This window comes from Fusibacter sp. 3D3 (assembly GCF_001748365.1).
In the GTDB taxonomy this organism is placed as follows: Bacteria; Bacillota; Clostridia; order Peptostreptococcales; family Acidaminobacteraceae; genus Fusibacter_A.
In genome coordinates this window covers 134,331-148,095 of record NZ_BDHH01000004.1, presented here as the reverse complement: position 1 = coordinate 148,095, position 13,765 = coordinate 134,331, and the positions used below count along the sequence as shown (strand labels likewise).

The 13,765-nt window shown below is 36.5% G+C and carries 14 protein-coding genes; 12 read left to right on the top strand and 2 right to left on the bottom strand.

All coding sequences use genetic code 11. From position 1 onward, the window contains the following. The first annotated feature begins 13 nt into the window (after window positions 1-13). From F3D3_RS06465 to F3D3_RS06430, 8 genes are all read left to right on the top strand, one after another. Entirely contained in the window at window positions 14-319 is a 306-nt protein-coding gene (locus F3D3_RS06465) for a helix-turn-helix domain-containing protein (protein WP_069872283.1), read from the top strand. Beyond that, on the top strand, window positions 319-1,440 hold the full coding sequence (locus F3D3_RS06460; protein ID WP_069872281.1) for an ATP/GTP-binding protein: 1,122 nt from the start codon (window positions 319-321) through the stop codon (window positions 1,438-1,440). Before F3D3_RS06465 ends, F3D3_RS06460 begins: the two co-directional genes overlap by 1 nt. Next, window positions 1,437-2,162 (top strand): DUF3226 domain-containing protein, encoded by a 726-nt coding sequence (locus F3D3_RS06455; protein ID WP_069872279.1) that lies wholly within the window; start codon window positions 1,437-1,439, stop codon window positions 2,160-2,162. The genes F3D3_RS06460 and F3D3_RS06455 overlap by 4 nt, the downstream gene beginning before the upstream one ends. Window positions 2,163-2,205: 43 nt before the next feature. Continuing rightward, window positions 2,206-2,664, top strand: a complete 459-nt coding sequence (locus tag F3D3_RS24585) for a DUF1801 domain-containing protein (RefSeq protein WP_242877096.1) — start codon at window positions 2,206-2,208, stop codon at window positions 2,662-2,664. Between the two features lie 265 nt (window positions 2,665-2,929). Then, entirely contained in the window at window positions 2,930-3,622 is a 693-nt protein-coding gene (locus tag F3D3_RS06445) for an iron-sulfur cluster assembly scaffold protein (RefSeq protein ID WP_069872277.1), read from the top strand. An 11-nt stretch (window positions 3,623-3,633) separates the two neighbouring features. Continuing rightward, on the top strand, window positions 3,634-4,635 hold the full coding sequence (locus tag F3D3_RS06440) for a GGGtGRT protein (protein WP_069872276.1): 1,002 nt from the start codon (window positions 3,634-3,636) through the stop codon (window positions 4,633-4,635). A 212-nt stretch (window positions 4,636-4,847) separates the two neighbouring features. Then, window positions 4,848-6,587 carry a transposase gene (locus F3D3_RS06435; protein ID WP_069872274.1) on the top strand — a complete coding sequence of 580 codons (1,740 nt, stop codon included), beginning with the start codon at window positions 4,848-4,850 and terminating at the stop codon, window positions 6,585-6,587. Beyond that, window positions 6,565-6,744, top strand: a complete 180-nt coding sequence (locus tag F3D3_RS06430) for a hypothetical protein (protein WP_069872273.1) — start codon at window positions 6,565-6,567, stop codon at window positions 6,742-6,744. Before F3D3_RS06435 ends, F3D3_RS06430 begins: the two co-directional genes overlap by 23 nt. A 200-nt stretch (window positions 6,745-6,944) precedes the next feature. Here the strand turns inward: F3D3_RS06430 and F3D3_RS06425 are convergent, their stop codons facing one another. Further along, window positions 6,945-7,397 (bottom strand): hypothetical protein, encoded by a 453-nt coding sequence (locus F3D3_RS06425; RefSeq protein WP_069872271.1) that lies wholly within the window; start codon window positions 7,395-7,397, stop codon window positions 6,945-6,947. A gap of 205 nt (window positions 7,398-7,602) precedes the next feature. Between F3D3_RS06425 and F3D3_RS06420 the strand changes: the two genes are divergently transcribed. The 3 genes from F3D3_RS06420 (at window position 7,603) to F3D3_RS06405 (ending at window position 9,897) form a co-directional block, all read left to right on the top strand. Continuing rightward, complete coding sequence (locus tag F3D3_RS06420; RefSeq protein WP_084388862.1) at window positions 7,603-8,235, top strand: hypothetical protein; 633 nt, start codon at window positions 7,603-7,605, stop codon at window positions 8,233-8,235. Continuing rightward, entirely contained in the window at window positions 8,226-9,140 is a 915-nt protein-coding gene (locus F3D3_RS06415; RefSeq protein WP_242877095.1) for a nucleotidyl transferase AbiEii/AbiGii toxin family protein, read from the top strand. The genes F3D3_RS06420 and F3D3_RS06415 overlap by 10 nt, the downstream gene beginning before the upstream one ends. 520 nt (window positions 9,141-9,660) lie before the next feature. Then, window positions 9,661-9,897 (top strand): hypothetical protein, encoded by a 237-nt coding sequence (locus tag F3D3_RS06405; protein ID WP_069872268.1) that lies wholly within the window; start codon window positions 9,661-9,663, stop codon window positions 9,895-9,897. Window positions 9,898-10,392: 495 nt separating this feature from the next. Here the strand turns inward: F3D3_RS06405 and mgtE are convergent, their stop codons facing one another. Then, complete coding sequence (gene mgtE, locus F3D3_RS06400; protein WP_255364379.1) at window positions 10,393-11,439, bottom strand: magnesium transporter; 1,047 nt, start codon at window positions 11,437-11,439, stop codon at window positions 10,393-10,395. Window positions 11,440-11,514: 75 nt separating this feature from the next. On the opposite strand from mgtE, the gene F3D3_RS23270 reads away from it, so the two are divergent. Next, a protein-coding gene (locus F3D3_RS23270) for an IS630 family transposase (protein ID WP_242877094.1) occupies window positions 11,515-12,563 on the top strand; the annotation gives its coding sequence in 2 pieces (ribosomal slippage) (window positions 11,515-12,024 and window positions 12,027-12,563; 1,047 coding nt in all). The last annotated feature ends 1,202 nt before the right edge of the window (window positions 12,564-13,765 follow it).

The following is a 13,765-nucleotide window of genomic DNA, read 5'->3' as shown; positions in this document are numbered from 1 at the left end:
CAGGAGGTTCACAATGAGCGACTTACAATCATATCTCGATAAAGCACTAAAAGAACTTCAACTGGTAGAAACGGATGATAAACCAATATTTCTGGATTATGATATTGAATCAGAAGTATGTGAATTAATAAGTACTGTTCGCACGCAACTTGGTATTACTCAAAAACAACTGGCAGAAAAATCGGGTGTTTCTCAAGCTAATATCAGTAAAATTGAAAATGGAAGCTATAGACCCAGTATTGCAACACTTAAAAAAATTGCTGATGGGCTTGGTAAACGGTTAATAATTGAATTTGCAGACCGTGAGGAGGTGTTGTAATGGCTATTCATATAGAAAGTATAAATATCGGGCATTTTCGTGGAATCCATAATCTTGCCGTCGAGAGTTTAAATCATATTAATATCATAGCGGGTGACAATAATAGCGGGAAAACAAGTGTGTTGGAAGCCATGCTACTACTCAGAAATCCAAATGACTTTACTAATATACTGAGGCTCGCACGGATGAGAGATACAACTGCATTCTTTAGTGGCACGCCAGTATATGAAAGCTTTATCAATTTGTTTCCTCAAGATACATTGAAAAAAGAAATAGAACTCTATTCAATTTGCAAGGGTGAAAGCGTGGGATATAGATTACTTGGTGAGCAGAAAAAGATCATGATGGATCCAGAAGATGTCATGAAAAAACTATACCCATCTAAACGCAGTCGCGTTATACGTGATATTGACACAGATCTTGTTGAAGTGGAGGCATTTAGTGGTGAACTTATATACGAAATTTCAGGACACAAGAAAAGCTTAGATGTCGAAATTGATGCATATGCTTCAACTTCAGGAAGAGAAATCAAGAAAAACAACTTTTTAAATATTGTTTATCTCTCACCAACAGATCATGTTCGAGGATTCGTATTTGATCGTATTTTACGCAATGACGGTTATAAAGAAATATGCTTGAGAATACTGCAATTATTCGATTCTGAAATTGTGGATCTTTTAATATTGAAAAACGAAGAAAATGGTCGATCAACTGAATATATTAAGCACACAAAACTAGGTAATATGCCGATATCAACATATGGCGATGGTATTAAAAAGGTTTTGTCTTTAGCTAATGCTATTGCTCAAGCAGCAGGTGGTGTGCTACTCATTGATGAAGTTGAAACGGCTATTCACTCAAAATATTATGATGACATTTTTAAATTTTTAGTAAAAGCTTCAATGCAATTTGATGTTCAGGTTTTTGTAACAACACATAGCATCGAAGCGATTGATGGATTACTTGCTACACAAGATTATGAACGGCAGGAGCAAAGTGACGATATTAGTGTGCTTACTTTTAAAAAGGATAACAAAGAACTGAAAACCTATTCTAGGATTCTAACGGGAAGACATGTTTATGCAAACCGTGAACTGTTTGGGTTTGAGGTACGCCTATGAATAAGTTGATTTTATGTGAAGGCAAAACAGATGCTATTCTGCTCAGCTATTATCTTGAGAAAACATGTGGTTGGACCCACCGAAATGCGCCAAAAGGTTTGGATATTAAAGCTGATGAAACCAAAGGTGAATCTGTTTATTGGTATCGCAAAGAAAATGAAAGTCTTTTAATTTGTGGCGTAGGTGGAAAGGACAATTTTAGAAGTTTCTTTAGAGATAAAATCCAGTCGGCTATGGTTGATTCTGGTGCTTTCGCAAGAATTGCAGTTGTTACAGATCGAGATGATCGACATGAAAAATCGATTGTGGATTCGTTCTTGTCATCGCTTAATCCGATTATTGCAACTATTGAAAATGACAAGTGGATATCGAATCGTTATGAAAATAGCTATAAGCAAGAATCTAATGTTGATTTTCTGTTGGTTATAATTCCTTCTGAAAATGAAGGTGCTTTGGAAACTCTGCTGTTAGAAGCAATTTCAGAAAAGGAAGAAGATAGAGCGATTGTTGAAAGAAGCATTTCCTATGTAGATGAAATTCATCCAATTGCCAGCAAATATTTATCAAAAAACCGATTAAAACTCAAAGCCTACTTAGGTGTAACTTGGTCAATTCAATATCCTGAAAAGCTCTTTTCTTTTATTGATGAACAAATTCGTTCAGTGAAGTGGGAAGAGTCCAAAGTTCTTGAAAGATGTTTTGAACAGCTTAAAAGTATTTAGTTAATTTGATAGGTATACGAGATATTAAAGCGAGGAAATGAAAATGGAATTAGTTGATAAATATTTAGCTTCGCTAGATGAACCTAAAAAAGAATGGGTCACTTCAATGGTGAACTTCATGCGTGAAGTCTTCCCAGATGTGAAAGAGAGTTTAAGCAATAAAATACCAACTTATAATGGGGAGGGTTACTTCATAGCATTTGCCGCCCAAAAGAATTATTTTACTTTCCACACTGACGATATGATGGATGCATGCAAAGAGATTGTGGATCACCATAAATCCATGCAGTCGCCAAGAGTATCCGATATTAAGGCATTGAAAAAATGGTCAAAGGTACCGCTAAATGTACAGGCATTACTTGTTGGAAATGTGTTTTGTTCCAAATGTGGCGTTACAACAATTGTGGATTATGGTATTCATGAGGATCGATTTGGCGTAGTTTTAAATGGTTTTTGTCAAAAATGCGGTGGCAGAGTAGCAAGGATAGTTGAGGATTGTTGATTTAAGCAAAATCAAATCGTGCTGAAGGTGTTGTTAACTGGCTACAAGTTGTAGCCGTTTGAATTACTTTTCATTTTATCTTTTAGTTTGCTTTCAACTGTCCGATTTTTCCAGACAGTTGATTCATTCAGTAATGAAAAGAAAAGTACATTTACTTTAAAAACCTTTAGCTGTGATTGAGTATAATAGAGAAGTGAAAAAACACAGTGAAGGTTGAGTAAGTTTTCATAACTTATCAAATAGATTAAAACAAGGAGGCTTTTAAATGATTTTATCTCATGAAGTTGAACACATGCATTGTGTTGTAAAAGGCGTTGACCACGGCCCATCACCCATTCCGCAGGAAGGCAGGTGGACTCAGGTAAAAGAAATCAAAGATATTTCAGGTTTGTCTCACGGCGTAGGCTGGTGTGCACCGCAACAAGGCGCATGTAAACTAACCTTGAATGTCAAAGAAGGGATTATCGAAGAAGCACTGATTGAAACGATTGGGTGTTCAGGCATGACGCACTCGGCAGCAATGGCCGCTGAAATTATAACAGGAAAGACGATGCTGGAAGCTTTAAATACGGACCTTGTATGCGATGCGATCAACGTTGCCATGCGTGAAATATTCAAACAACTTGCCTATGGGAGAAGCCAATCTGCATTCTCAGAGGGTGGACTCCCTATCGGTGCAGGTCTAGAAGATTTAGGGAAAGGACTTCGTTCTCAAGTGGCCACGATGTATAGTACAAAAGCAAAAGGTGTCAGGTATCTTGAGATGGCAGAGGGATACATTGTCAGAATAGGACTTGATGATAATAATGAAGTGATAGGTTATGAATATGTCAGCTTAGGCAAGATGATGGAAGCCATTCGAAAAGGAGAAGACCCTAAACTTGCCTATGAGAAAAACTTAAGTCAATATGGTCGATTTGATGAAGCAATTCTTAAAATAGATCCAAGAAAAGAATAGGAGGTTTTTATATGACAATTCAATTTGAAGGTTATGATCGCAGAATAAATACAATCAATGAATCCCTGAATCGATTTGGGTTTGAGAGTCTCGATGAAGCACATGCACTATGTATGGAAAGTGGAATTGATGTTGATAAAATAGTGAAAGGCATTCAAGGTATCGCATTTGAAAATGCAGTATGGGCCTATACCCTTGGCGTAGCAATTGCGATTAAACAAGGAAAAACAGTTGCTCATGAAGCCGCAGAAGCTATTGGAGAGGGCTTACAAAGTTTTTGCATTCCAGGGTCGGTTGCTAGTAACAGATTAGTAGGCATTGGGCATGGCAACTTAGCGGCCATGCTTTTACGAGAAGAAACAAAATGCTTCTGTTTCTTAGCAGGACACGAATCATTTGCAGCGGCTGAAGGAGCCATTGGCATTGCCAGAACAGCCAATAAAATCAGAAAAGAACCCCTTAAAGTGATTCTCAACGGACTTGGAAAAGATGCCTCATATATTATTTCTAGAGTGAATGGGTTTACTTATGTCAAAACCCAATATAATTATTACACGGGCGAACTCACCATTGAGCAGGAAAAAGCTTTTTCAACAGGTGACAAGTCAAAGGTCAAAGTCTATGGCGCAGACGATGTAAACGAAGGCGTTGCGATTATGGTTCATGAGGGTGTTGATGTTTCTATTACAGGCAATTCAACCAATCCTACTAGATTTCAACATTTAGTTGCCGGGACTTACAAAAAATGGTCAAATGATAATGGGAAGAAATACTTTTCAGTAGCTTCGGGAGGCGGAACTGGAAGAACACTTCATCCTGATAATATGGGTGCTGGTCCAGCTTCTTACGGATTAACGGATTCAATGGGGAGAATGCATGGAGATGCCCAGTTTGCCGGATCATCATCCGTTCCTGCTCATGTGGATATGATGGGTTTCATTGGTATGGGTAATAATCCTATGGTAGGTGCTACCGTTGCTTTAGCGGTAGCTGTTGAAGAAGCACAGAAGTAAGTCATATGAAAATAAATCATCGAAAAGATTTGAAAAAGGGATTTGGCGAATTACGCTTAAGTGCTAACTTCCCAAAACTGTCATACTCAGAGTACTCATTATAGTGCTCTAAACACCTAAAAATACTAAATTTTACCACGATTTCACTTGCAAAATCGTGGTATTTTTGTCATAATTATTGAGTAGGATATCATTCTCAATGGAGGTGCGAAATGTATTACAATTTTCTTGTTAAAATCCCTGAAAATACCGGAAAGATTTCTAAAAACAAACGTGGAAATACAACCTATATCGAATTCACCTATGGAAGAAAATATAATCCCGATAAGAAGTATAATGTTCCTCAGAGAACAACGATTGGAAAAATGTCATCTAACGATGATACCATGATGTATCCAAATCCAAACTTCGAAAAATACTTTCCCGATGTAGCACTTCCAGAAGAAAAGGATGAGTCATCAAGAAGTTCCTGTGTTAGAGTTGGGGCTTATCTTGTTATCCAGAAAATCGCAGAAGATTACAAACTCTTTGACCATCTGGGCAATTGGGATGAACGGGGCAAAGGTCTCTTACTTGACCTTGCAGCATATTCGATTGTTTCAGAAAATAATGCAGCTCAGCATTACCCTGAATATGCCTATAATCATCCCCTAATGACACCGGAACATAAGATTTATAGTGATTCAACAATATCCAGATTCTTAACTGAAATCACAGCAGATGATCGCGTGAATTTCTTAAACAACTGGAATGAACATCGAAATCATGATGAAAGAATTTATATTTCTTATGACTCTACCAATAAAAATTGTAAAGCCGGTGATATTGAAAAAGCAGAATATGGTCATCCCAAGAATGATGTCGGTGCACCTGTTTTCAATTATTCTATTGCTTATGACATAAGTAATCAAATTCCATTACTGTATGAAAGCTATCCGGGAAGCATTGTTGATGTATCACAGTTGCACTACGTGATAGATAAATTTCAAGGATATGGCTATAAGAATATTGGCTTTATACTAGATAGAGGGTATTTCAGCAAAGACAATATAAAATATATGGAATCCTGTAACTATGATTATGTCATCATGGTTAAGGGGAAAGCATCCTTTGTGCACCAACTGATAACAGACCACAAGGGAGAGTTTGAACTAAAAAGAGCCTGCTTTATAAAGGAATATCTTACCTATGGCACAACAATTAAAGCAAAACTCTATACGGACGATGATCATGATAGCTATTTTCATCTGTATCACAAAACAAGTAAGGAAAATGCAGAACTTACGCAGTTAGAAACTATGCTTCAGCGTATGGAAAACACAATGGAGAAATATAAAGGAAAAGAAATCACTTTTGGAAGTCCCTATGAACATTACTTTGACCTGACTTATCATGAAAAAGCGGGTGTACGTAAATTTTATGGTTATAAAGAGCGAGCAGATATCATTGAAAAAGAAATGCAACTCTGTGGATACTTTACTATCGTGACTTCAAAAAATAGGTCTGCCCAAGAAACTCTTGCACTTTATAAAAGCAGAGACGCATCAGAGAAGCTATTTTGCAGCGATAAGTCATTTTTAGGAAATCATTCGCTCAGAGTATCTGGAAATGATGCCCTCGAATCAAAGGTTTTTATTGAATTTATAGCACTAATCATTCGAAATAAAATATATACGTTGCTACGAAAACGAATGGCAGAAATGTCAAAGAAGCCAAACTATATGACGGTTCCTGCTGCGTTACGAGAACTTGAAAAAATAGAATTAATCAAACAGCCCAAAGGCCATTATAAGCTTGATCATGCAATTACAGCCACTCAGAAAACGATACTAGGCGCATTTGGACTTGATGAAGATACCATACGTGCAAAGGCAATCGCTGTCGGACAGGAACTTGCAAAGTCTGCAAGTCCAGAAAAGGCGGAAGAAGATGGCTCGGACCAAAACGACTAAATCGATCGATGCAAAAATAGTTGAGATAGAGGAAAAACTCAGAAAACTCAAAGAAAGAGGTGACAAAGTTGCAACTGAACTCGATGAACTATACGTAGAGAAGCAGAAACACGAAAACGAGGAACTCTTAGCGACAATACAAAACAGTTTGTTTTGATCTTTCTTCTTCAACGACAATGAAATGGCCATACCCATTGGCATCATATCCCGTTTGTATGACCTTTCCCGCAATAATTGAGACAAGTTCAGTACCAGTTGGTTTTGCAATATCAATTTCTGCATGAAAAGTTACTTCTTTCGATATCGGGTCTAGTCTGTCGCCAAATGGACTCGAAACCGCATTTTGCCAATCCTCTTTTATAGGACTTGGAAAACTAATGAAATTTCCTTTACTTGAAATAAGTGCCTCAAAAAATCTTCTTCATCTTCATTTAATTTGGCAGTGAAGATTTGATTTAAATCGCTGGTATCCAGATTAATTTTTAGTATGTACCAATCATAGGCTTCTTGCTTAGATACCGCATTCAGCTTATCCTTAGAAGTTTCAAATTTCAGTCTTGGCTTTTTTGTTTTGTCAGATCGATGAATTACTTTTCTCGCTAATGAAACACCCTCATCAGTCGCTAATACAGCTGAATTCTCATCGGATTCCTTGTAATCATCTAACCGTCCATAATTATCTGTTGAATGCTTAATCGCATATGGTAATGCAAGCCCTTTTTGACGCAGTTGTTTTTTATTGAAATCTTGGGTTCTCAACTTATTTTGCTTCTTGATTGGACTTTTTTCTGTACCTAGCTTCGTTTTCATTTTATCTTTATCAAAAGTTTCAGTAACACCTTTGACACTTGATGGTCGCTGATTGTACTACTAATGTTGTTAAGGACACAGCAATATAAAAACACCTCATATCACATTTAAGTGCGGCAGAATTGAATTGACTTTTTACTGAGAGTTTAATATAATTATTGTATAAAAATGCCGCAATGCGACATTGAATGAGGTGAATGTGTATATGAATGATATAGAAAAATGGAAGGTGAAATTTGAACGAATCTTGGAATATAAGAGAAATGAATCAAATAGAAATATGTTAATGAAGAGGTCTGAACTTCAAGGGTTGAAACTATATCAAAAAGATATTAATGAGCTTGTTGAAAAAGGATGTCTAGAAAAAGTAAGACAAGGCTGGTATCAAATTGTTTATAGAGATGTTGAAATGAATGAGGCATCGCTGATTGCGGCAATGTTTCCAGATGGCGTCATTTGTATGTATACTGCGTTATTCTATTATCGATATAGCGACAGAACGCCTCTTGATTGGGACATTGCAATAGATAGAGATACATCAAAATCTAGATTTAAGATAGATTATCCCTATGTTAAACCTTATTACATGGAAAAGAATCACCTTGAGTATGGCGTTACAGAAGCAACGTTTGAAGATGTAAAAATGAAAATTTTTGACAGAGACCGATTGTTGTGTGAATGCATTAAAAATGAAAATAAAATGGATAAAGAGACATATAATAAGGCGATACAAGCCTATATCAACGATTCAAATAAATCTATATCTAATTTAATCAAGTATGCAAAGCAGCGTAACATGCTGAAAAAAGTTAGTGAAAGAATTGGGGTGTGGTTATAATCGCAGATCGGGCTGCTTCTGTTTTAGCAAGATTAAAAATCAAATCAAGGGAAACGGGAAAATCACTTCAACTACTCCTTCAACTTTTCTGCCAAGAAGAATTTTTAAGGAGATTGTCTCGTTCACAATATAAAGACAACTTGGTTTTAAAGGGTGGCTTATTTATCTATACGCTAACAAATTTTGAAAGCAGAGCAACTATTGACATTGATTTTTTGCTGAGAAGAATTCCAAATAACTTGGAAGACATTAAGCGGATTATAGACGAAATAATCGGAACAGATACAGAAAATGATTTCATTGAGCTAGAGTCGAGGGGATTTGAAATCATATCAGAGCATCGTAAGTACAGTGGTTTTAGTTTTCAGATCATAGGGAAGATCAAAAACAGCAAAACGCCATTTAATGTGGATATAGGTGTGGGTGACGTGATTATACCAGAGGCGGAAAGTAGAAATATACCTGTTCAATTATCACAATTTACATCACCAGAAATATTATCTTATTCGCTGGAGAGTACGATTGCCGAGAAGTTTGATGCCATTCTGCAAAGGCTTGAGTTAACCAGTCGGATGAAAGATTTTTATGATATTTGGTATTTGGCGAATATGTTCGATTTTGAGGGCTCTAAGCTTCAAGAAGCAATTTTTGCAACTTTACAAAATCGAGGCACAGTTTATGAAGAGAATACTTTTTCGAACATCATCGGAATGGATGAGAATCCAGATATGCAAAAGAAGTGGAAAGATTTTATACGTAGACTAAAGTTGCCTTTCATTGAGTTTACAGAAGTGTTAAGTCTATTGGACCTCTTCTTGTCGCCAGTATGGCATGCTATACTTCGGGAAAAAAAATTTACGAAACATGGAATGCGACGAGTCATTCTTGGAATTAGTAAATTGTGAATAGGACTACGCAGGCAGACGTCATGTCATGTTTGACTTTGACGTTAGGTCAATGAATATAATATATTTATAAGATGGTCGTCAGAGGATTGGTGATTGAAATGAGCGATTTGATAAAAATATCCGTGTTATATTTGAAAAATTGAGTGAGTATGGTTTTTTCTTTGAAGGTCTGAAAGATTTCAAAATAAATAAAGTAGATGTAGAAATTTCCTATCCTTATAATCCTAATATTTTGACGGTCCTCAAATCGATAGCGGATAAAGTTAATCATACAAATAGGCTTACTGATTTTTACAGCTGTCATTATAAGCTTTTGAAAGATGATATGTATACTGCTGATTATGGACTAAGGTGCTGATATAACCCTTGAGGAGATGTCCCCCACTTCTCTAAGTGGGGGTTCATATTCCTAATTCAGTGGGAGTCCAAACGCCCACTGAATGCAATCCGATAGGATTGTGCAAGTGTTACGAAGGTAGTGAAGCGGACTGAGTATACGCTTTGATTTGCTGATAAAATGCATACTGAAGAAGAAAAGAAATTTGTATATGAGATGGATGCCATACTTAAAAATAGGGGGGATTTCTCTCAAAAGCTGGATTGGAATGAAGGTCCAACTTATGTTTACTATGGCAAAGAAAGTGAGTTGAAATCCAAAGGCCCATATCAATTTCTAATGGTATCGTGGAAGACGAAACTACTATTATTCTTGCGCATAAGAAATGCTGCAAAATGTATGGCATATTTGATGTAATGCGCCGTTTTATTTTAGTCCGAGAATAGAAGACATTCCATACTATTTTGAACTGGTCAAATTAGGTTTAAAGAAGTGATTACCATGTGATTGGAGAAATTTATAATTATACAGAGTGGCTGTATAATTGATGGATTCACAAATACTTTATTCCGCCAAGACCTCACTAGGTCTTCACGTCATCATTATTGTCTCCTCAAGGCACGTGGAAGCGATAATTCTGATGACACGTAGTGGTTCGAACACGAAAAAGTAGAGTTTGACTACAACAGGTAGTGGTTTAAAGCCGATTTTGAGGCAAAAAAACAGCTCAAAAATGACGTTTCTTGACCCCAAAAAAAGGGCTAAAATAGGGTAGATTCGTACAAGAATAGAAAAGAAAAATTACAGTTTAAATACCATAATTAAGTATCTTTACTTCAATAAAAAAAGCTGAAACGACTATGGAAATCACAGAAGTTATCAGCTTTCAAGTATTTGATGGTTGAAAAGTTTTTACAATAAGTGGGGTAAAAAAAATTTTGCCAATCCTAAAAAGATGAAAAAACCACCAACATCTGTAGCAGTCGTCAAGAAAATTGAGGAAGATACTGCTGGATCAAGTTTAAGTTTTTTTAATAGCAATGGAATTAAGAATCCAAAGAACCCAGCAATAACAAGATTTCCTATCATTGCTATAAAGATTATTAAACTGAGAAATAGGTTTCCATATCTTAGATATAACACAAAACCGGTAATAAATCCAGTAGTAGCACCATTTACAAAGCCAAGGGCAATTTCGTTAAAGATATACTTCCAATCCTTTTTAAGATTAACTTGTCCAAGCGCTATGCTTCTAATAACGATGGATAAAGTTTGAGTGCCGGCATTCCCGCCCATTCCAGCTACGATTGGCATAGCTGCTGCCAATGCAACTACTTGGACAATAACGTCCTCAAACAAACCGACAGTAAAGGAGGCCAGAAATGCTGTTGCCAAATTTATAATCAGCCAAGGTAATCTTCTACGAATTGAAACTGCAAGTTTACTTCCTACGGCTTCATCTTTACTAACACCGGAAAGCATTAGAAGGTCTTCAGTTTGTTCATCTACAATAACATCAATTATATCATCAACTGTAATTATACCTAAAATAATATGCTTCTTATTAACAACTGGGATTGCTTTCAAATCGTATTTTGATACAAGAAGCGAAACTTCTTCCTGATCAGTCTCAGGGTAAACATATAACGCATTTTCATCCATAATAGATTCAAGAATTGAATCATCTGGAGCAATTAAGACATCTCTTAAATCTGCTGTGCCAATAAGTTCATTGTGTTGATTGACAACAAAAATAGTTTCTATGACTTCGGTTTTAGGACCAATAGCCTTTATTTTTACAAAAGCATCTTTTATAGTCAAGTCACTTCTTAGTGAAATATACTGGGTGGTCATAATACCACCAGCAGAATCTGACTTAAAACCTAAAAGCATTTGAACTTCTTTTGAATCACGTTCTTTCATGTGTTTCAAGAAGTTTTTCCGCTGGTTGGTATCTATATAAATTGAATTAAAATTTTATAAAAATCATCCGATATATATCATAACCAAAACTACTATGTGAGGATGAACCCTATGAATAAACGCAAGCCACTAACTCAAGAACAAATAAAAGAACTTTTAGAAGCAATGAGGTCATCAAAAATAAAACGTGAATATCGTCGAATTCAAGCTATCTATTTATACGGAACAGGAAAAGAGGTCGGAGAAATCGCTGAAATAACACAGTTGACTCCTGTTACGATTTCAAGATTATATACAAAGTATCGTAGTATAGGTCTTAGTTCAATCCCAGATGCTCCACGCAAAGGTAGACCAAGTCGGTTAACCGAAGAGCAAGAGGCTACAATAAAAGACCTCATTTTAAACAAAACCCCCGCCGATGTTGGTTTTGTAGCTAATTTCAATTGGACAGCTGGAATTGTAGCAGAATATATTTTGAGAGAATTCAAAGTTCAATACAGCATCAAAGGTATCACGTTGATATTGTCTAGACTGAATTTATCATTCACACGTCCTACGTACACGTTAGCTAAAGCTGATCCCCTAAAGCAAGAGCAATTTCGCAAGGCATTTATTGATGTTAAAAAAAATTGATAAACGGTGAAATCCAACACATACTATTCGAGGATGAATCTATGATTCGAGATTACCAAGCGATCGGAGCTACATGGTTTGAACGCGGCAAACAAAAAATCATAAAGACGTATGGAAAGCATCGTGGCGTAAAACTAGTGGGCTGTTTAGATTATGAGAGTGGAGATATCTATTGTGAAGAGCACGAAACATACGATGCACAAACATTTCTTGGTTTTCTGAACAATGTACTTGAACGGTATTCTGGTAAAATTGTTATGGTTCTTGATAATGCAAGGATACACCACGCCAAGTTACTTCAGCCTTTTCTTTTAGAAAATTYCCATCGACTTGAGTTAATGTATCTACCTCCATATAGTCCAAATCTAAACTTGATAGAAGGTCTCTGGGGTTGGCTTAAAGAAAAAGTCATCAACAATGTTTTTTATAACAAGACATATGAGATTAGAAAGAATGTCTCTGCTTTTCTAACAGAAATTGCAAAACATCCACATATTATTATAGATCGGTTATGTGTCCAATTGTAAATTATTAAAATTTAATTCAACTTATATAGTCAAATTTATGCGCCTTGATTTTTCTAGGTGTTCAAAATGCCCTTTAGAACCTTCTAATTGTGATACTGTCATGCAAGAGGCTACACCACATATTGGTGCAGGTTAAGCTTTTGAAACTTAATAGATTCTTACACGTCCAAATGATTGAATGTACTTTCATGGGGAGGGGGAATCTATGTCATTGTATCAATTTTTCTATGGATTCACAATCTCATTTTTACCTTTTGTAAGGCGTTTATTCAAAATCTGTTCTAAAAAACCTAAAGAGCAGATCATTGGATACCCAAAGATAATGGTGACGCGGCTTCGCCCAACACAATGTTCCTAAATCACATTTTATGCCTCCTTGAGGCTTATTTTTTTGTGTGATTTAGAAACATTACTTTATGTTATACGATGCCGCATGCACTTAGTCTTTAAAATACATCGCGCTTTAACGGTGGGGCACCTTAGGGTCTCGCCGTTATCTTTCCTCTGATCACATTTACCCAATACTTCTTTTTTCTTTTATAATCGTGATGATTCTTAGACAATTATAAAATATGCCTTAGTATCATCTACTTGCTCATATTAAATTTTCAACTTTCTTTGTGCGGTTTCGTGATAACGTTTCCGCTATTTCCGAAGTCACCGTTCTCGCTGGGCGCTTGGCGGCATTCTTGCCCTAAAAAAAATAAGTCTCTTTTGCAAGAATGATGACAAGCGCACAGTGAGAATTGGCGCGATCGTTGCTTCCTTTCGCAACGATTGTGACGATAGGTGATTTTGGAAATAGACGTGTTAGACGCTGTCGCATGCTCTTAGTCTCMATTTGGTATCGTGCATTAATGGTGGGGCGCCTTAGAGTCACACCATTATCTTGCCCTTRATCACAATGGACCAAACCGTCTTTTCTGATCTTTTCAAAATGARTTATAACAGTTTGAATATGGCATACTTTRATCAAATATATTCGTCTGTTTTGATTATACTTCCTAATGTGTTCGTGCGATGGCGGCTAACGTTCCCGCGGTTACCGAAGTCACTCCTTTTCACCCTTAGGCGAAAAGTGGCGTAGTCCTTGCCTTGCAAGGGCTATGTCATCAGAGTGATTTAGGTAACCGGCGTGTTGGACGAAACCGCTACCGCGGTGACTTTTTAAATCTTTTTGCCCTAGACATATAGTGCTTTCT

Bases quoted from the DNA above. Each gene is read 5' to 3' on its own strand.
- F3D3_RS06465 (WP_069872283.1), top strand. From the start codon at position 14: ATGAGCGACTTACAATCATATCTCGATAAAGCACTAAAAGAACTTCAA.
- F3D3_RS06460 (WP_069872281.1), top strand. From the start codon at position 319: ATGGCTATTCATATAGAAAGTATAAATATCGGGCATTTTCGTGGAATC.
- F3D3_RS06455 (WP_069872279.1), top strand. From the start codon at position 1,437: ATGAATAAGTTGATTTTATGTGAAGGCAAAACAGATGCTATTCTGCTC.
- F3D3_RS24585 (WP_242877096.1), top strand. From the start codon at position 2,206: ATGGAATTAGTTGATAAATATTTAGCTTCGCTAGATGAACCTAAAAAA.
- F3D3_RS06445 (WP_069872277.1), top strand. From the start codon at position 2,930: ATGATTTTATCTCATGAAGTTGAACACATGCATTGTGTTGTAAAAGGC.
- F3D3_RS06440 (WP_069872276.1), top strand. From the start codon at position 3,634: ATGACAATTCAATTTGAAGGTTATGATCGCAGAATAAATACAATCAAT.
- F3D3_RS06435 (WP_069872274.1), top strand. From the start codon at position 4,848: ATGTATTACAATTTTCTTGTTAAAATCCCTGAAAATACCGGAAAGATT.
- F3D3_RS06430 (WP_069872273.1), top strand. From the start codon at position 6,565: ATGGCTCGGACCAAAACGACTAAATCGATCGATGCAAAAATAGTTGAG.
- F3D3_RS06425 (WP_069872271.1), bottom strand. From the start codon at position 7,397: ATGAAAACGAAGCTAGGTACAGAAAAAAGTCCAATCAAGAAGCAAAAT.
- F3D3_RS06420 (WP_084388862.1), top strand. From the start codon at position 7,603: ATGAATGATATAGAAAAATGGAAGGTGAAATTTGAACGAATCTTGGAA.
- F3D3_RS06405 (WP_069872268.1), top strand. From the start codon at position 9,661: ATGCATACTGAAGAAGAAAAGAAATTTGTATATGAGATGGATGCCATA.